18 protein-coding genes and 1 pseudogene are annotated in these 16735 nt (G+C 47.5%); 5 read left to right on the top strand and 14 right to left on the bottom strand.

All coding sequences use genetic code 11. The features are described from left to right. The first annotated feature begins 240 nt into the window (after nucleotides 1–240). Nucleotides 241–366 carry a hypothetical protein gene (locus RLO19_RS19365; RefSeq protein WP_446359044.1) on the top strand — a complete coding sequence of 42 codons (126 nt, stop codon included), beginning with the start codon at nucleotides 241–243 and terminating at the stop codon, nucleotides 364–366. A gap of 299 nt (nucleotides 367–665) precedes the next feature. Here the strand turns inward: RLO19_RS19365 and RLO19_RS19360 are convergent, their stop codons facing one another. The 8 genes from RLO19_RS19360 to psbP all read right to left on the bottom strand — a co-directional run bounded on the left by RLO19_RS19360 (nucleotide 666) and on the right by psbP (nucleotide 5951). After that, nucleotides 666–1418, bottom strand: coding sequence for a hypothetical protein (locus tag RLO19_RS19360; protein ID WP_446359042.1), 753 nt, complete (start codon nucleotides 1416–1418; stop codon nucleotides 666–668). 66 nt (nucleotides 1419–1484) lie between these two features. After that, nucleotides 1485–2285 carry a hypothetical protein gene (locus tag RLO19_RS19355; RefSeq protein ID WP_446359040.1) on the bottom strand — a complete coding sequence of 267 codons (801 nt, stop codon included), beginning with the start codon at nucleotides 2283–2285 and terminating at the stop codon, nucleotides 1485–1487. Nucleotides 2286–2316: 31 nt separating this feature from the next. Then, nucleotides 2317–2463, bottom strand: coding sequence for a hypothetical protein (locus RLO19_RS19350; protein ID WP_446359038.1), 147 nt, complete (start codon nucleotides 2461–2463; stop codon nucleotides 2317–2319). Between the two features lie 65 nt (nucleotides 2464–2528). Further along, entirely contained in the window at nucleotides 2529–4010 is a 1482-nt protein-coding gene (locus RLO19_RS19345) for a hypothetical protein (protein ID WP_446359037.1), read from the bottom strand. 71 nt (nucleotides 4011–4081) lie between these two features. Then, a complete protein-coding gene (locus RLO19_RS19340) occupies nucleotides 4082–4507 on the bottom strand; it encodes a hypothetical protein (protein ID WP_446359035.1) in 426 nt (141 codons plus the stop codon). 86 nt (nucleotides 4508–4593) lie between these two features. Then, nucleotides 4594–4761 carry a hypothetical protein gene (locus RLO19_RS19335; protein ID WP_446359033.1) on the bottom strand — a complete coding sequence of 56 codons (168 nt, stop codon included), beginning with the start codon at nucleotides 4759–4761 and terminating at the stop codon, nucleotides 4594–4596. 4 nt (nucleotides 4762–4765) lie between these two features. Further along, nucleotides 4766–5350, bottom strand: a complete 585-nt coding sequence (locus RLO19_RS19330) for a Maf family protein (protein WP_446359031.1) — start codon at nucleotides 5348–5350, stop codon at nucleotides 4766–4768. Nucleotides 5351–5411: 61 nt separating this feature from the next. Continuing rightward, entirely contained in the window at nucleotides 5412–5951 is a 540-nt protein-coding gene (gene psbP, locus RLO19_RS19325) for a photosystem II reaction center PsbP (RefSeq protein ID WP_446359029.1), read from the bottom strand. A 196-nt stretch (nucleotides 5952–6147) separates the two neighbouring features. On the opposite strand from psbP, the gene RLO19_RS19320 reads away from it, so the two are divergent. After that, nucleotides 6148–6945: a tetratricopeptide repeat protein gene (locus tag RLO19_RS19320; RefSeq protein ID WP_446359027.1), complete on the top strand. Its 798-nt coding sequence runs from the start codon at nucleotides 6148–6150 to the stop codon at nucleotides 6943–6945. A 142-nt stretch (nucleotides 6946–7087) separates the two neighbouring features. On the opposite strand, the gene psb34 is transcribed toward RLO19_RS19320, so the two are convergent. The 6 genes and pseudogenes from psb34 to RLO19_RS19290 form a co-directional block, all read right to left on the bottom strand. Then, the gene (gene psb34, locus RLO19_RS19315) at nucleotides 7088–7267 is read right to left on the bottom strand and encodes a photosystem II assembly protein Psb34 (protein WP_446359025.1); all 180 of its coding nucleotides are present in this window, start codon (nucleotides 7265–7267) and stop codon (nucleotides 7088–7090) included. Between the two features lie 133 nt (nucleotides 7268–7400). Next, nucleotides 7401–9344, bottom strand: a complete 1944-nt coding sequence (gene thiO, locus RLO19_RS19310) for a glycine oxidase ThiO (RefSeq protein WP_446359023.1) — start codon at nucleotides 9342–9344, stop codon at nucleotides 7401–7403. Nucleotides 9345–9401: 57 nt separating this feature from the next. Continuing rightward, nucleotides 9402–9740 (bottom strand): hypothetical protein, encoded by a 339-nt coding sequence (locus RLO19_RS19305; protein WP_446359021.1) that lies wholly within the window; start codon nucleotides 9738–9740, stop codon nucleotides 9402–9404. Between the two features lie 288 nt (nucleotides 9741–10028). After that, the gene (locus RLO19_RS19300) at nucleotides 10029–10475 is read right to left on the bottom strand and encodes a DUF4079 domain-containing protein (RefSeq protein ID WP_446359054.1); all 447 of its coding nucleotides are present in this window, start codon (nucleotides 10473–10475) and stop codon (nucleotides 10029–10031) included. A 116-nt stretch (nucleotides 10476–10591) separates the two neighbouring features. After that, a pseudogene (locus RLO19_RS19295) lies at nucleotides 10592–10870 on the bottom strand (RRXRR domain-containing protein); the annotation flags it as partial. Between the two features lie 364 nt (nucleotides 10871–11234). Beyond that, nucleotides 11235–11624, bottom strand: coding sequence for a DUF1830 domain-containing protein (locus RLO19_RS19290; protein WP_446359020.1), 390 nt, complete (start codon nucleotides 11622–11624; stop codon nucleotides 11235–11237). Between the two features lie 479 nt (nucleotides 11625–12103). Here RLO19_RS19290 and RLO19_RS19285 point away from each other — a divergent pair, with 479 nt between their 5' ends. From RLO19_RS19285 to RLO19_RS19275, 3 genes are all read left to right on the top strand, one after another. Then, nucleotides 12104–13687 (top strand): photosystem II high light acclimation radical SAM protein, encoded by a 1584-nt coding sequence (locus RLO19_RS19285; RefSeq protein ID WP_446359019.1) that lies wholly within the window; start codon nucleotides 12104–12106, stop codon nucleotides 13685–13687. A gap of 155 nt (nucleotides 13688–13842) precedes the next feature. Next, nucleotides 13843–15228 (top strand): DICT sensory domain-containing protein, encoded by a 1386-nt coding sequence (locus tag RLO19_RS19280; protein ID WP_446359018.1) that lies wholly within the window; start codon nucleotides 13843–13845, stop codon nucleotides 15226–15228. A 24-nt stretch (nucleotides 15229–15252) separates the two neighbouring features. Further along, the gene (locus RLO19_RS19275) at nucleotides 15253–15891 is read left to right on the top strand and encodes a pentapeptide repeat-containing protein (protein WP_446359016.1); all 639 of its coding nucleotides are present in this window, start codon (nucleotides 15253–15255) and stop codon (nucleotides 15889–15891) included. Nucleotides 15892–16735: the final 844 nt, after the last annotated feature.

The following is a 16735-nucleotide window of genomic DNA, read 5'->3' as shown; positions in this document are numbered from 1 at the left end:
GTAATGTAAATACAAGTCGCGGGAGGGCATTCCGAGACTATAAACGGACGTGGAGAGGGTGTAAGACCTCATTTGGAGGCAACCTTCAGCGAAGCGTCAACCCCAATCAGCGACCACCCCGGCTAAAGGTGGCGTGGTGAGAAATCCCCCGCGCTCTTTAGCCGGGGGAGTATGTCAACTGTGGTTTATACCAATTGATTGAGAAGGGCACGATGATATCGTGCCCATGACTACGTGAAAATGGCATCGAAAACCACACCTGGGTTAAAAAGCGTGGCGGAGCAGTTAAAAGAACGGTTTAAAGGGGTGAAAACAAGAGGAAATGGGAGTTCATCAGGGGAGGCGTCAAGCGCTGAGAGTGATTAATTACGCTCTGAGCGTGGTGAGGGGACAGTCTGAGCGTGGCGGATGACTCTTTGAGCGTGGTGGGGGGACAGTCTGAGCGTGGCGGATGACTCTTTGAGCGTCGTCGAGGAGATAGGATAAGGGTACGGCAATGCCGTACCCCTACAGCTCGGTTTAGGGGAAGCCTCAACTCCCCTCTTGCTCCCCTCTCCCAAGTGCGATCGCGTCTTGTGCTGGATCATCATTGGGTAAGGGCTGGCTAAATCAGTCTTGTAATAAGGATAGGGAGTGGGGAATAGAGAATGGTAACGCTAAGATCATCAAGAAGAAAACAACCCGCTTAATAGTCGCCTAGCTAACCGCTTGGATCTGGGTTTGGAAGAAAGAAATCCAGCCACAATTCGCCGCATCATCCAGCGCCTTGCTTTTGGTTGCAATAAATGAAATAGGCGTCGAAAACCAATATAAAATAACCCCACCATGATTAAAACAGCAATCAGCATCCAAGGGTTATTCAGGAAAACGGGGATAAAGGAAATCACCAGCAGCATGGCAATCAGTAATGCCAATCCCCCAGCCAGCCCATTAATCAGCCCAGTTAAGGGAACATATTTACCGAAACGCAACTGACGCATGACTTGTTCAATTAACCAATAATGTGCCGTTGAAATCTGATGGGAAAAGTTGGGACGTTCTAGACAATTGCGCTGGATTTGATGGATAATATCACCATCCAAGCCAATAACACTTCGCATCAGCGCCTCTTCGGAGCTTCCTCGCTTATAGTAGGTACAAAACGTTAATCCTGATTGCCAACGGTTTTCGTCATCAATGAGAGCGTAATACCGCAAATCTGTGAGCAATTGACGGGAAAGCTTCAGAGAATCTCCCATCTGTTGAGCCTGTTGAATGTGTCGTAGAGTTTCTTTATCTAAGGTGAAGCGAACCCCATGAAACAGAAACTGAGAGCGAGAAATGCGTTCTACCTCGATTTGAATACAAGCCGCGATCGCTAGATTCTGGCGCGGGGAAGGTAGGCGAGAGGGCGTGGCTAGAGGAGGATACTGGTTCATAAAAGTTCAAAGTAAAAAGTTAAACCCTGTTCCCTATTCCTTGTTCCCTGTGTACAGCGCTATAACTTATGACCGATGTAATGTAGCTTTGAGCAAACCAATAATAAACTCCAACAGTCCGCGCCATTGTCGTTCACTGGCGATTACCCCTTCTCGGTGAATTTGCAGAATTACCTCTTTTTGGGGATGGTGAAACAGGGATTGATCGTAACGGTTAATCACATCACCATCGAGTTGAATCACTGTTTGAGCGCAGATGGTATCTGTGGTGATCATTCGTTGAATTATATCAGCTTGATCGGGTTGAACAGAGACTAAGCGTAGCACTGTTTGATTCCGATCATCCAAGGCGGCTTTGAGTTCAGCTAGTTTACGCAAACCGCGTAAAAAACGACAATTACTCAAAAGTCTTTGAATGGTAACAATTGTCTCTGGACTTTTCAGATCGATGGGATTGGGGAGACGAGTGGGGATGCGATCAAAATCATCAGCGAGACTGGAGTGATTCTCATTGAATATTGTCGGATCATAAAGTTCAGAGGTTGGATCACTCAATTGCCCCCGGTATTCCCGTTCTAGTCGGGTGCGTAACTCCAGGTAGCGATGGCGCAATGACTCATGGATACCTTGTTGTTCTAAATACTCCGGCGAAATCGGATAAATATCCCGGTACGCTTCCCAAGCAATAAACTTATGACCGCTAATATGTTCTACCACCATCGTATTCACTTCTAGCGCCGTGAAGTCGATTAGCGTGTCGCCCAAGGACTGCAAGAAGTGATTTAGGCTTCGATTCACACCCGAACTATTGCCTCGGGTTTTAGAGGCGGGTACATCCTGTGAATCTTGTCGATTTCGATTGGTCATCAACCCACACCTCTCTAGAACACCTGTTCACTCATCCAATCATCCACCGAAATTCCCCAAAATGGAAACATTCGCGGCTCAACACTTCATTGTATCGCTCTAGTGCAGCATGGCTCCAAATACCCAGGCGTTCCACCGGAAAGTCCCTAAATGCTCCCTCTGCTAAGAGACGTAGCATGCTACGTCTCTACATTGCTAAGAGACGTAGCATGCTACGTCTCTACATTGCTCCCCCTCGCCGCGCTAGGGTTCGGGGTTTTTATCCTGAAAGCGGCTAGGGGGTGGAGGTGGTGGTGGCTCTCCTTGCTTCGTTGATTTGGGCTTCTCTTCCCAATCGTCCTCTGGATGGCTGAGGGAATCAAAATCATCAACAGAAAATTCTTCAAAGGAGAGTTCCCCGAATCCATAATCCTGCTCATCCACATTTTCGGCAGATTGGTTTTGATCTGCCAACAAATCTATAGGATCACTTAATGATTTTGAATCCATTTCTTTTTCCTGAGAGTCTTCAGGTAAAGCATCTAACCCAGCGAGAGGATCAGCCGTTGAGCTTGCCGACTCAGAGGCTTGGCTCTCACTCAAATCTGACCATTCAATCTCACTATCAACCTCAGTTAAATCAGAATAGGGTTCAAGTTCCTCAACCGCAAATTCATCCCAATCTTCCTGAATATTTAACGGCGAGGGAGACTCCTCTGCGGGTGGGGGTGCAGCAAAGGGATCAAAGTCTTCTACTAAGTCACCCCAGTCTTCATCGGTATCCATCTGGGCAAAAGAGTGATCGCCTAATTCCGGTTCGTCTACTACCCAGTCATCCCAGTCTGCATCGTCGTCAGTATCCTGGTTTAGTTCTTCTAAGGATTGCCAACTGGGCATTTTTTGAGGTTCTGATCCCCTGGGTTTGGGTTCAATGTCTGTCTGGGGTGGGATATCCAGTTCCGCCGAGGGGGGCGACTCCAACTCATCAAGTTCCAATGTTCCCCAATCGTCGTTGAGAACCTGCCAATCTTGCTCATCTAACTCCGCTTGGTTGAACGATAGCGGTTCTGCTTCAGTGAATTCGTCTCTCGCATCCTCACTCGTGAAGGACTCTTCATCGTCTAGAGGTGGGCGTGGAGGAGGGGGTAAGGACTCGAGCAAATCTAGCACCGAGTCATCCTCATCATCATCTTCTTCTTCCTCTTGCTCCCAAGTTGTCATTGTCTCGCTAGAGGGAGTCGATTCAGCAGATACCTCTTCCTGAATCGTTAAATCTGGCGTCTGGGTTGCCAATTCGGCGGCGGCGACGACGGCTACTCCCCCATCCGGCTGGGCGGCTGTCTCTTCCTGGGTGATGGCTAAGGGTGGGTATTTTACCTCACTCAACCCTGTCCTGTGGCGTTGCAGCGCGATTAAAATCTCAAATAGCTTTTGCAAAGTTTTAAGATTATTCTCAACTAGCTGATTGCCTTGTGCCACCTGTTCTATATGAAAGGGGAGGAGTTCTCGATAGGGACCATTGCCAATAAACTGCTCCCCAATCTCATTCGCGATCGCTCCCTCAATCGTATTAATTTGAGTCCGCAGGCGATAACCCGGTTTGGCAGCTGTTTCGGCGCCATCCTCAGCATCAGAAGCCACCCAGGTTGTAATTTTCAACTGCACCGCTTCCGCCAAAGCCCCAGCAAACGCTTCTTGAACCTTGCCTGCTTTGAGTTGTTGCCTAAAGTCCTCACTCGACGCCATAATACACTCACCTGAATTTGGGCGATTACCACTACAGAAACTGGCAGATTTGTCAACCTCTATCTTAAAGATTAGGGTAAATTATCCTGGCTCGAAGGCGACAGAGCCGGATTACTCTCCCGAAGTTGCGGCTGGGTTGACTGCTGGGGTTGGTATAATACACGAGTCAACACGGTAAAGAGTTGTTGCAAGTTTTCTAGATTATTCTGGATAATCTGGCGTCCTTCCTGAACTTGCTGGGTATGAAATTGGCGTAGTTCCGTGTAGGGACCATTGCCAATAAATTGAGATCCTACCTCATTATCGATGGAGCCTTCTACAATATTGATCCGGGTACGCATACAGGAATTAGCCCCAGGCTGCTCTGTTTGTGGCGAATTGGCGGAAGACACCCAAGTCGTAATTTCCAATTCAACCGATTCCGACAAAGCTAGGGTGAAGGCATCTCCAATGTTGCCCGCCCTTAGTTTCTGTTTGAATTCTTCGCTGGTTGTCATACAATTCGCTCCAGCTATATCAGCTTAACAATAGACTCAAAGTGCTTTGACTATAACAAACTTCCGCCTCACCTGAACAAATTTTCTCACAAGGGAACAGGGAATGGGAAGCTGGGGGAGATGAGAGCGCTGGGGAGTTCCGATGAAACATCTTTTGTCGGGGCGGGTTTTACGACTAAGGTTTCGTTTTCACCCTGATATAACTCGCGCCCGCCCCGACCTAACTGTTTAATTATCACATAGACATAAGACATAAGACTACCAAAAGTCTGTCACTTCATAACCCAGCTCAGTCAGCATCTGATACAACAGAGGTAAACTTAGACCAATGACATTACTGTGACAACCGTCTAGTTTTTCGACAAATAAGCCGCCCCGCCCTTCTAGGGCAAAGCAGCCGGCACAGTTTAGAGGTTCGCCTGTAGCCACATAGGATTGAATTGCGCGATCGCTGACATTGGCAAAGTAGACTCGTGTTATCCGACAACGGACAATTGTCTGATCCTGTGATACATCAATTAAGGCATGACCCGTATAGAGTTCACCCACTTTACCCCGCATCATCTGCCAACGTGCGATCGCCTCTTGGGGATTAGCCGGTTTCCCGTGGATCTCATCCTGAATGCTTAACACTGAATCACAGCCTAACACTAGCGCCTGATTAAATTTAGGCACAACGGTTTTGGCTTTGTGCCATGCTAGGGTTTTGACTAACTCTACCGGATCAGTAACCTTAACCTGAGATTCATCAAAATCACTGTGACAAACGATGGGTTCAATGCCAGCATTTTTTAATAAACGGCGGCGTGCTGGCGAAGCTGAGGCTAAAACAAACTGTGTCATTCCTTATTCGTCATTCGTCATTCGTCATTCGTTACATTTATCTTGACAACTGACCCCTAATCTAGTAAACATTAAACGAACTAGCGACTTGGGTAAACAGGTCTTGCACTTTATCCCAACGTTCTTCAGTGGTTGAAGCATTCAGAGTGTAGAGCTTACCACGACTGATGACGGCTGTGGCTAGGTCATGGCGATTTTGAGTAGGAAGTTTGACACTATATTCGAGAAGATAATAGGTTTTGCCTTCCGTCTCGCGAGCTTTTGCATCGACTAATTCAACTTGACGATGGGAAGAAGCAGCCGATAGCACATTTTGTTGGAGTTGGTAACCGACTTCCCCAGGCGTTCCTAAATCGGTGAGGGTTGTATTTTCGGGAACGGGGTTAATCACCACACTGACATTTTCGGTTTGCTCGATCAAATCCCGAAATACGACATCGGGTCCGTCAGTGACTTGAATCGGCACCCAACCATTCGGATAGAGAAACTCATAACCGTCAGCCGTATCGACATAGCTTTTAAGTCCACTAACGCCGTCAGTGCAGCCATGTAGACCCAAGCTCAATACTAGCAGCAAAATGGCGGCAATGGTCTTGAGCATCTTTATATCCTTTGAATTGGTGCGTTTTTATTGTCTCATCTTCCGGGTACACTTTATGATTGAGTTTTGATCAAGATAAGTCACGTTGGCTTGAGAATGGTTGACGTTTAAAAGGAACCTCTTTGGGGAGGTTTGCGTCGGCGTCTATCAAACTCTAAAGCTAACCTGATTAAGATTGCAGTAAAACTAAAACACAATGAACCCAACCTATCGAATACTGACCATTTTAGGATTGGTAACTGTCCTGACGGGTTTGTCTGAAGCGGTTCGCGCCCAAGAGCCAATCAGGGTTGTACAAGCTTCCCCAGAGCAGTTGAGTGCCGTGCAACTGTATAACCGAGGTGTTGATAAACTGGAAAAGGGTGATTATGCTGGTGCAATTTCTGACTTCGCCGATGCTTTACAACTTAACCCCGAAGACGCAGATGCCTATTATAATCGTGGCTACGCTTATCATAGTCTCGGTAATTACGACGGCGCCATTTATGACTATACCCAGGCGATTAAGTTAAATCCCGATTTTAGTCAAGCTTATAGTAACCGAGGTTATACCCATTTTGTCCGCCGGGACTACCAGAAAGCGATCGCGGATTTCACCAAGGCGATTGAAATTGATCCGGAAAATGACACCGCCTATATTAGTCGCGGGAATGCTTATGATGAGTTGGGCGATGCTGAAGCCGCTCTCAACGATTACGCCAAAGCGCTGGATATCAACCCCGAAAATGCCCGCACTTACTATAATCGGGGGCTAACGCACAATCGCTTAGAAAAATATATTGATGCGATCGCGGACTACACTCAATCGATTGAACTGCAACCCACCTTTGCTGAAGCTTATTACAATCGGGGGCTGACTCAATTCAAATTGGAGAATATCGATGCCGCTAAAGCTGACTTGCAAAAAGCGGCTGAACTTTTTCAAGAACAAGGCAGATCAGACAGTTATCAAACTGTTATGAATGCGCTGCAAATGATGCAAGGGGGAAACTAACCCCTGATCCTACTGATTTTGGTAGGTTATGCTAAATCGAACTAATCTTTAGCTCAATCCTTCCTTGATCAGATTTCACTTCATTGTTAGTCCAAAATCGCTGGATTAACAGGGGTGTTCCCGATTCAGGGAAGCGTAAAGATTAGCTAACGCTTGATACAGAGACAGCGACGAACATCAATCCACTGACTAAAACTAGAGCCGCAATTCCCCAGAATACATAGTTGCGCTGCTCTGTTTTGCTTGGGGGTTCCGCTTGGTAAACTTTGGGTTCACGGGCAAAGTTATTTAAACGTCCGCCTTCTTCTGTGGTATAGGGCATGAATGATAACCTTTTTTACTCATCTTATAGAATTGTAACAAACTCTCAGTATAAATACTCTCCTGTTTGGATAAGAAATTGTTATAGTCCCTAAAAAGCCTCTAATAACCGTGGCACAGACATCCTCAAACCCTTAATTAATCGTCCCCGTCAACGGTGAACTCGCACTAGCATAACTTTTAATTGGAATCCGCCCAGCCAGAAAAGCCAAACGCCCCGCTTGAGTCGCCATACCCATGGCTTTCCCCATCGCCACGGGATTTTTAGCTAGCGCGATCGCACTATTGACCAGTAAAGCATCTGCCCCCATCTCCATCGCTTGCGCCGCTTCGCTTGGTGAGCCAATCCCCGCATCCACGACGACAGGAACTCCCGCTTCTTCGATAATGATTTGGATATTTGCCGCCGTTTTAATCCCTTGTCCCGAACCAATCGGGGAACCCAAGGGCATTACCGTGACACACCCCACCTCTTCCAATCGTTTAGCTAACATGGGGTCAGCATTAATGTAAGGCAGAACGGCAAACCCCTCTTTCACCAATTTCTCAGCCGCTTCCAGGGTACCAATCGGGTCTGGTAATAAATATTTCGCGTCTGGAATAACTTCTAACTTGACAAAATTATTATCCTCTTGCCCCAATAACTTTGCCATTTCCCGACCTAACCGCGCCACTCGCACGGCTTCCTCTGCGGTTTTACAGCCTGCGGTGTTGGGTAACATCCAGATTTTCGTCCAATCCAGCGCCTCGGCTAATCCTTCATGACCCGGGGCTTGGGTTTGCACCCGCCGCACCGCTACTGTGACAATCTCACTCCCACTCGCCCCAATACCCTGCTGCATTTGTTCAATGCTGCTATATTTCCCTGTACCGGTCATGAGACGGGAGTGAAATGTGCGACCGGCAATGATTAACGGGTCAGATATCGCGGGTTCTGTAACTGAGGTGTTCTGGGGAGATAGGGGAGTAATGGGAGAACTAATCATTAAATTTGAGCAGGATTGATGATAAAAGCGATCGTAACGAAAATGGTCTAAGAGCGGATCAACCCTTTGCCTTTCGATCCAGTCTGCCAGTAGCTGTGCTGTCACCGGGGCGAGGAGAATTCCATTGCGGTAATGTCCTGTCGCTAATGTTAAATTTTCACAAGGGCTAACTCCCAGAATCGGACATTCATCTGGAGTTGCCGGTCGAAATCCCCACCAGCATTCCTGAATTGACCAATCCTGTAAGGGCGGATATAACCGTATTGCCCGTGAGAGCAAGGTGTGAATTCCCGCTGGCGTATTATCAGGTTGCCATCCCACATCCTCACTCGTTGCACCAATCAGTAACCGCCCATCCCGACGCGGAACTAAGTAGGTATCCGGTCCATAGATCACCCGTTGCAGGGGTAAGGGCTGATGGGGATTAGCTGGCATTTGTACCGACAGCATCTGACCTTTTTTGGGATACACGGGTATAGGTAGCAGTTGGTTTGACCAAGCCCCCGTTGCTAATACATAATGATCAGCCTGAAATTCCCCGATCGAGGTTCTAACGCCACAAACACGACGATTGTGCTGCTCAATTGCCTCAACTGTAACCCCTTCGCGCAGCTCAATCCCTAATTCTTGAGCCGCTAATCGCAGGGCTTGCGCCAATGAGCGGTTATCGACTTGTCCATCTTCGGGATACCACCAGCCACCAATCACATCTGCCCCTAAACCGGGTTGATATAAATGAATCGTATTTTTATCTAGCCAGTTACCAACTTCCGGGTGAGAAGCTGAAATCTCTTCATAGACTGGGGCGAGAATCCCGCAGGGCAAGTAACCTGTCGCCACACCAGTAAGTTGTTCGAGTTTGGTACACCATTGAGAGTAGAGCGATCGCGATCGCTGACATAATTCCCGCATGGGAGGCTCAGGAATGGCTTCCGCATCAGGGGCTAACATACCAGCGGCGGCTAGAGTCGATGCGGCTTTAAAGTCGCGGGTTAATACCGTGACTGTCGCCCCCCGCCACTTCAATTCTAGGGCGAGTGCTAAACCAATGACGCCACCGCCCACAATTAAAATATCACTGCAAAAGTTCATTAGAAGATAAAAATTGAGACGCGCCCTAGCCAGTCCATACAGATTTTGTCAACAACTTTACCAGAGAGCCGTAACCGGTTCGGAATCCTCAGTCGCTGCACCCTCGCCTGTATCTGCTTGACCAATTGTTGTTTGAGGAGCTTGGGCTGTACCCTGATTATTTTGAGCTTGCGGAACGCTTCTAATCGTTGTGGGAGCTTGGGCTGCTGGCTGATTTCCTGGTTCTTGTGTTACGGCTTGGTTGCCTGTCGTGTCTGGATCTGACTCAATTTGGTTAGCCGTGGGATTGTCTCCCCCAAAGAGTTCTCCAAAAAAAGGAAGGGATACTCCCTGCCAACCTAAAGCTGCTCCCACTAGAGCGGCTGCGATGATAATTAATCCAATTAATTTGTTCATTTCTTCTCAATCCATCTAATCTATGTGGCGTTTGCTCGGCTTGGCAATAACTAGAGCTTATTATAGATAGTTTTTGACTTACTTTTTTAATCACCATAAGTCTTAATCATCCTGATTTCGCCACCCATTCAAAACGTTCCTGATCAAGGCAAGCCCTGAGCAATCCCTGCCGTCTAAACGGTGAGGTAGTTGAAAAAGCTAACGCCTTCATATTATTATATAGCCCTCTGTTGTCCTAAAGGGGGCAGCTATCACTCAAAACCAGGTTTCATCAAGGGTTGCCCAGGATCAAAACGTCCCCGACAAATATTTCTGCACCACCTGCCACCCGGAATAGGACACCCAGGCAAATCCTAGGAATAAGGCAATATTGGTTCCCAGATGAACTGCCCGCGCCCAAGGCTTTTGGGGACTTATTTGGGTGGAACTGCCGGCGGACACTGCAACCAGCGCCACGACAGATAACCCAGCAATCAAGTGTCCAGAATGCCCCAGATTGCCATAATGACCAATTGTACCCACTAAACCAATTGCCAGGAGCAGCAAGACCAGAGTGACCATTAGCCAACCGATGATGTAATGTAATGGTCGCAACCATTTAGGTCTTGGGCGTTGAGAGTGGCGTTTCGAGAACAGAACACTGCCCGTCACCGCCAACAGCAAATAAGCCGCTAGGGACAAGCCCATTGACCAAGCCGCTATTTTCCACAACCAGATAAAGTCGGGCAGATTCACAAATTGATGCCTCAAATTCAGCCTATTTACCGTCCCCAATCCTAGCGTAAGAGGTTGCTCATCGCTAACCTCGTGAGACCCCAGATGGCTTCGCTGAATGTGGGGAGGAATAGAGGTCAAACCGTGCCACTCAATGTGGTAAGGTTTGACAGTCCAGGTGAAGGTACGACGATTAACCCCGTGCTTCGCTGCAACAACTGCACTTTGCTGGCAGTAAATTGCCCTAGTCTTTTCCAATTAACGTCACTAACTGAAACTTGAGTTTTGGTGTCTCCAGAACACCAGCCTATATAAATCTTTCCAGCTTTTTCGGCTATAACCTTGTCTCCCTTCCTATAATCATGACGAGTAACCGTACCACCATAATTACGCCGTTTGCCGCCTTTGGATGGAACTCTCGGTTAAGATGTCCTAACTAAATAGCGACCCGACAAAAAGTCTTAGAGATAACTCGGACTAGGGAAGTATCCGAGAGTCTGTGCCAAACCGAAACTCTATGCGGTATTCAACGGTTTAAATTGTCGTTTGTCCGACAATCCCTAGACTCAAGCGATAGCTAGTTTAGGGTTGTTGAACTGAACAACCTCTTTGATGTTTTTAAATGGCTTTTTTATCTAGGTGAGATCCTCTTACAAGATCTGTGTCCTTTATGGTGTAGGCTTCCTGGCTCGTAATCCTAGGATTACGCTGCCGGCGTTTTCTCGGCAATATTCATCCCACGCTGCCTGTCGGGTCAAACGTGGGGAACCTATCGCCGGATCAGCTAGCTGTTGCCACAGCCAAACGTGCTTTGCTTGCGGGGCTATTATGACGAATTGTTTCTTCACTAAGCTTATTATCATCCGCAGGTGGTACAACGGCTTTAGCGTCAGAGGACGGCGCCGGATTAACTTCTTGATCGACCTGTAAGCGAGTGCAGGGTACGGTATCCGAGAGAATCGCACTTGCCATCATGCCTGTGTGAATCTCCAGTAGCGCCTGGGGTAAGGCTTCAAAGACTAAGCGCTGTCCCGGAAAAACCACGCGCTCAAAATACCAATTGGGAATATTTGTAATCCGAGCAATTTGAATCTGACTCGTGGCGTTTACGTAGCAACAGAGAATGTGAGTTTGATTATCACAAGGTAGGGGATCAAGTATCTGAGTCATAACTGCTGAGTGAGGTACTAAATGAATCGTGCTTCTTATTACTTCACCTAACTTAGCACTTGCGATCCCGTACCTGCTGTAAATCCGACTACCAATTTAACTTCTTTCTTGCCAATTGCACTGATGCGATCGCAGCTAAATGGTTAGTTTGTCCCATCCCTTGGGTTGAGACCCTAAATTGGGTCATTTTAGGTAATATTGCTTAGGTTACCTCCCTCAGACTCCCCGATATGAACTCCATGAAAAAAATACCATACCCTTGAGGTCACAGGGCAATCTTGTTAGAGTAAAGTTAAGTTATGTGAAAAAGAAATCAAATATCTGAGAAAGCTGGGTTGGGGCTGGGTTCTCACCCCGGTAGATGATGACTTAAGCGTCCGCGTCCACGGGGTTTTCAGCCAAATTGCACTTGATACATGCCAAGTTCAAGACAGCCAACCGTATTCATAAAAGCCGATTTACCCCAGATGAAATTTACAATGTCAGAAAAAATTCTTTATGTTCGCCTACCCTGCAACCCAATTTTCCCGATTGGGGTTGTTTATTTAGCCGATCACGTTCACAAACTCTTCCCAGAGGTAAAACAGCGCATCTTTGACTTAGGCACCGTACCTCCCCTGGATTTTTCCCGATCGCTCAATGCTTGTATTGACGAATTTCAACCGACGCTTTTGGTATTCTCTTGGCGGGATATTCAAATTTATGCGCCAGTTGGCGGTAGAGGAGGGAACCCCTTACAAAATGCCTTTGAGTTCTACTATGCCAGTAACCCTTTTGTCAAGGTACGCGGAGCGATCGGTGGATTACGTTTAGCCGCCGCTTATTACAATGAACTGTGGCGTAACTTAGGGCTGATTCGTCGGGGACTTAAACGCGCCCGTAACTATAACCCAGAGGCACGTCTGATTGTTGGCGGGGGTGCGGTTAGCGTATTTTATGAACAACTGAAGACTAAATTACCCAAAGGGACAATTGTCTCCGTGGGTGAAGGTGAAACCCTATTAGAGAAGATCCTGCGGGGTGCATCCTTTGCCGATGAGCGCTGTTATGTGGTGGGTGAGACTCAGCCGCGCGATCGCATGATTCATGAGAGCCCAACTCCCCTAGAAAAAACCGCCTGTAACTACGACTATATCCAAAGTATCTGGTCGGCTTTTGATTATTATTTTCAAGAGAGTGATTTTTATATTGGCGTGCAAACTAAACGCGGTTGTCCCCACAACTGCTGCTACTGCATCTATACCGTCGTGGAAGGCAAACAGGTACGGATCAATCCCGCTGATGAAGTTGTCGCCGAAATGCGCCAGCTTTATGATCGAGGTATCCGCAACTTCTGGTTTACCGATGCTCAGTTTATCCCAGCGCGGAAGTTTATTGACGATGCGGTGGAACTGTTGCAGAAAATTCTCGACTCTGGGATGAGGGATATTCACTGGGCGGCATATATTCGGGCGGATAATCTCACCCCCGAATTGTGCGACTTGATGGTAAAAACCGGGATGAACTACTTTGAAATCGGCATTACCAGTGGTTCCCAGGAATTAGTGCGTAAGATGCGGATGGGATATAACCTCCGCACCGTGCTGCAAAATTGTCGCGATTTGAAAGAGGCGGGGTTTAATGACTTGGTTTCGGTCAACTATTCCTTTAATGTAATAGATGAGCGACCGGACACCATTCGCCAAACCATTGCCTATCACCGGGAGTTAGAGCGAATCTTTGGTGCTGATAAGGTGGAACCTGCTATCTTCTTTATCGGACTGCAACCTCATACTCATTTGGAAGCCTATGCCTTTGAGCATAATGTTATCCAAAAAGACTATGATCCAATGAGTTTAATGCCCTGGACAGCGAAAAAGCTACTCTGGAATCCCGAACCCTTAGGCTCTTTCTTGGGTGAGGTTTGTCTGCAAGCTTGGCGGCAAAATCCCGATGATTTTGGTCGCGAAGTGATGAAAATTTTAGAGGAACGTTTGGGGTCTGCGGATTTGGAGGATGCTTTAGCGGCTCCGATTGAAGCCCCTGCCAAAACGCTGCCTAAACAACTGGTTACAGCCGGGTAATTGATTCTCTGAGTCGATCATCCACTGGGGCAGCCTGGAGAAATTCAACCGGAAAATGTATCATAATTAACATAAAATAATCGGTAAAAACTCACCCCCGCCCCAGTGTCCCTGTGCCCCCTTTTCCCTGAACCCCCAACAGACAAGGTTTGATCATGCTGCAAGGCTCAATATTACACAAGTTAGATACAGCTCATCGCGGCGGTAAGCGACCGCTGAATTTTGGCGTTTATCACAAAAACACCCTGATTGCTCTGTGTCATGCTTTAGAAGACTTCATATTGGAGTCACAAGGAAAACCTCTGCTGATTGCGGCGTTTCAACAGGGAAAATGGTATTTGCAAGAGGCAGAACGCTATAACGATTTGGCGGAACACTCGTCTCAAGTGGTGATTATGGCGACAGGGGATACCAGTTTTGCTGAACATCCCACCAGCCAGCGATCCAATGTGACGCTCGTGGATTTAGAACCCTCTGATCCAGTGGCTCAAGAGTGGCATTTGATCATCATGTCGGAGACATACACGGCAATGGTCTTATGTCAAGAGTTATCCGCCGCTGATTATGGCAGTAAAGGACAACCCCAAGAGGATCGGGAGCGCAAGTTTTATGGGTTCTGGACATTTGAGCCGGAACTGGTTCGGGAAACGATTGAGTTGGCGATCGCACACATTGGTGGTTATGATCAATCCTTACAAAAGAGCCTAACCGAACAAGCGCAACAGATTACGGCATCCTTTGGTAGCAAAAAACGTGATGATATTGGGCAGGTTGTGTCTCGCGTCGTCGATTATCTCGAAAGCTTTGAACAAGAATTACACCAAACTGAGGATGAGCCACTTCAGAACTTGCCCCTTGCCGAGCAAGACTTAGATAATAATCTAGTGTCTAATAAGGTGCAGGCATTTTTGCGGATGGCACAGCTCATTGATCAAGCGGATGTAACCAATCCCATGGCAGCGGCGGAAGTGGCAACCCTTTGTGAAGCGATGGGTCAATTGCTTGATCTACCCGCCTGGCAAATCAAACGGCTGCGATTAGCGGGATTGCTGCATCGCCTCGCCCCCTTACAAGGAGTAGAGGATGCCCTAGAACCAGCCAAATCCACAGTGCAGCAACAGGCGGTAGATCAACAAGAGGCGATGCCCAAGTCCTCTGTTTTGCGCCTCATGCCCCAATTACAGGCAATTGCTCACATTATCACCCACCAAACCGAACATTGGGATGGCTCCGGACAACCGGATGGTTTGGCTTATGATGCGATTCCCTTGGAATCGAGAATTTTAGCACTGATGACCACATTTCAACAGCGGCTCAAGGACTATCAATCCCAAGAGAATCCTTTGGCAAAAGCACTTAACGACTCTCAGGCGTCGGCGGGTACAGTATTTGACCCCAAACTGCTTGAGGCTCTAGAACTACTGGTGATGGGAATGCAACAGGGTATGAGTTTACAGGCAAATCAACCTAAAATAGCCGCAGGGATGTGGTTGCTTGATTCCCATTCCCCTCAGGAAGCCCAATCAAATGTTTCGTCGTAAGGTTTAAGTCACTCAGGAAAATTGATGGAAATCGAAGCAATTCGGGCAGGAAAAATCAAGCAACTCTCAGGCGCTAATCTAGATGACGAAGATTTGTCTGGGGGTCAACTTGAACAGATTAATTTGGCGGGCGCTAGTCTGGTGGGTACGAATTTGTCGAGAGCGAATCTCAATGGTGCCCGTCTCGATGGCGCTAAGCTGCTGTGCGCTCAACTGGTGTCTGCTGACGTGCGGGCAAATTGTTTGGGCGCTAACCTGATGCAAGCGAATTTGACTGGGGCTGATTTGCGCGGGAGCAATCTCCGAGGCGCGAATTTAATGGGCGCTAACTTGGCACAGGTATCCTTTGCGGGAGCATTTTTGAGTGGTGCGAATCTGATGGGTGTCAACCTCCAGGGCGTTGATTTGCGTGGGGCTGATCTGCGGGGGGCGAATCTCAACAGTGCTAATCTTAAGGGGGCGGATTTATCCCAGGCGGATTTACAAGGCGCTAGCTTGTGTGACGCCAATTGTGAGGAAGCGGATTTGCGTGGGGCGAATCTGGCGGGGGCTAATTTGACGGGCGCCAATTTGCTTTGTGCTGAACTTGATGACACCAATCTAAATGGTGTGAAGTTGGAGCGAGCTTGTTTGCTGGGAACGTCTCTGGTAAGTAGTTCCTAGAGGGTTACCTCTGAATCCTGGGTTATTGTCCTGAGAACAAAACCTGAGAACAAAAGGGATACATTGGACAAATGACAAAGGAAAAATGATAATATTCTGACATAAAGGCTTGGATTTAGCGCTCACTCCTGCTATTATCAATGGTTATCAAGTTGCGCCAAAAAACCTCTTCCATCTGGACAGGGTGGGGGAGAATTTGGTATTGGAGTGATTGGGAGAATAGGGAAAAAAGATGAAATAAATTTAGCGGCGTTTAATCTCCTGGGAATCTTTCCTGGCTCACCTTCTCGCGTCCTCAACAGTACGTGCTCAACAGTCCCCGAATCACGAAAAAGGCATCGTGCCAGAATAAGGGATTGGGAGGATATCTATACCCGAATCAGTTCGGTTATTTCCCCGATTAACTCTATCCGTTTCTCGGTGTTTTAGGTGATCATAGTAATTAGGAGAGAATGTCAATCGGTTAGACCTTTGCGGTATCAGGAGGAGAAGTAGCAGATGCGACACCCAGATCATTTTTCCGAAATGTTGAACCTTTACCTCTTTACCGTCGTCTAAAGGTGTAATACTATAGAGTTAAGGCAAACTCATACTGACTTCGCATTCGCCCCTGTTCCTAGCCCAGAGTTAGTAAGCTGGGAAACGCAGCAGAATCAACGAAGAGACAATTTACTGAGTCAATCGCTTTAACTCCTGTCTACGGTTAGATCTCCTACTCAAGTCAATACAGGTAGGAGTCTATACATCTTTTAGTAGATGTAAACCACCGCTTCGCGCACATATCCTCAAAGTGAGAGATGGCTATAGCTTTTGCTTTTGAGGTCAAAATCCGCGACAGATTTAT

This window comes from Coleofasciculus sp. G2-EDA-02 (genome assembly GCF_040226375.1).
Taxonomy (GTDB): domain Bacteria; phylum Cyanobacteriota; class Cyanobacteriia; order Cyanobacteriales; family Coleofasciculaceae; genus Coleofasciculus.
This window is presented reverse-complemented; position numbering and strand designations above follow the sequence as displayed.

What these genes read in the sequence shown, in the direction of transcription:
- RLO19_RS19365 (WP_446359044.1), top strand. Translation starts at nt 241, where the DNA reads ATGGCATCGAAAACCACACCTGGGTTAAAAAGCGTGGCGGAGCAGTTA.
- RLO19_RS19360 (WP_446359042.1), bottom strand. Translation starts at nt 1,418, where the DNA reads ATGAACCAGTATCCTCCTCTAGCCACGCCCTCTCGCCTACCTTCCCCG.
- RLO19_RS19355 (WP_446359040.1), bottom strand. Translation starts at nt 2,285, where the DNA reads ATGACCAATCGAAATCGACAAGATTCACAGGATGTACCCGCCTCTAAA.
- RLO19_RS19350 (WP_446359038.1), bottom strand. Translation starts at nt 2,463, where the DNA reads ATGCTACGTCTCTTAGCAGAGGGAGCATTTAGGGACTTTCCGGTGGAA.
- RLO19_RS19345 (WP_446359037.1), bottom strand. Translation starts at nt 4,010, where the DNA reads ATGGCGTCGAGTGAGGACTTTAGGCAACAACTCAAAGCAGGCAAGGTT.
- RLO19_RS19340 (WP_446359035.1), bottom strand. Translation starts at nt 4,507, where the DNA reads ATGACAACCAGCGAAGAATTCAAACAGAAACTAAGGGCGGGCAACATT.
- RLO19_RS19335 (WP_446359033.1), bottom strand. Translation starts at nt 4,761, where the DNA reads ATGTCTTATGTCTATGTGATAATTAAACAGTTAGGTCGGGGCGGGCGC.
- RLO19_RS19330 (WP_446359031.1), bottom strand. Translation starts at nt 5,350, where the DNA reads ATGACACAGTTTGTTTTAGCCTCAGCTTCGCCAGCACGCCGCCGTTTA.
- psbP (WP_446359029.1), bottom strand. Translation starts at nt 5,951, where the DNA reads ATGCTCAAGACCATTGCCGCCATTTTGCTGCTAGTATTGAGCTTGGGT.
- RLO19_RS19320 (WP_446359027.1), top strand. Translation starts at nt 6,148, where the DNA reads ATGAACCCAACCTATCGAATACTGACCATTTTAGGATTGGTAACTGTC.
- psb34 (WP_446359025.1), bottom strand. Translation starts at nt 7,267, where the DNA reads ATGCCCTATACCACAGAAGAAGGCGGACGTTTAAATAACTTTGCCCGT.
- thiO (WP_446359023.1), bottom strand. Translation starts at nt 9,344, where the DNA reads ATGAACTTTTGCAGTGATATTTTAATTGTGGGCGGTGGCGTCATTGGT.
- RLO19_RS19305 (WP_446359021.1), bottom strand. Translation starts at nt 9,740, where the DNA reads ATGAACAAATTAATTGGATTAATTATCATCGCAGCCGCTCTAGTGGGA.
- RLO19_RS19290 (WP_446359020.1), bottom strand. Translation starts at nt 11,624, where the DNA reads ATGACTCAGATACTTGATCCCCTACCTTGTGATAATCAAACTCACATT.
- RLO19_RS19285 (WP_446359019.1), top strand. Translation starts at nt 12,104, where the DNA reads ATGTCAGAAAAAATTCTTTATGTTCGCCTACCCTGCAACCCAATTTTC.
- RLO19_RS19280 (WP_446359018.1), top strand. Translation starts at nt 13,843, where the DNA reads ATGCTGCAAGGCTCAATATTACACAAGTTAGATACAGCTCATCGCGGC.
- RLO19_RS19275 (WP_446359016.1), top strand. Translation starts at nt 15,253, where the DNA reads ATGGAAATCGAAGCAATTCGGGCAGGAAAAATCAAGCAACTCTCAGGC.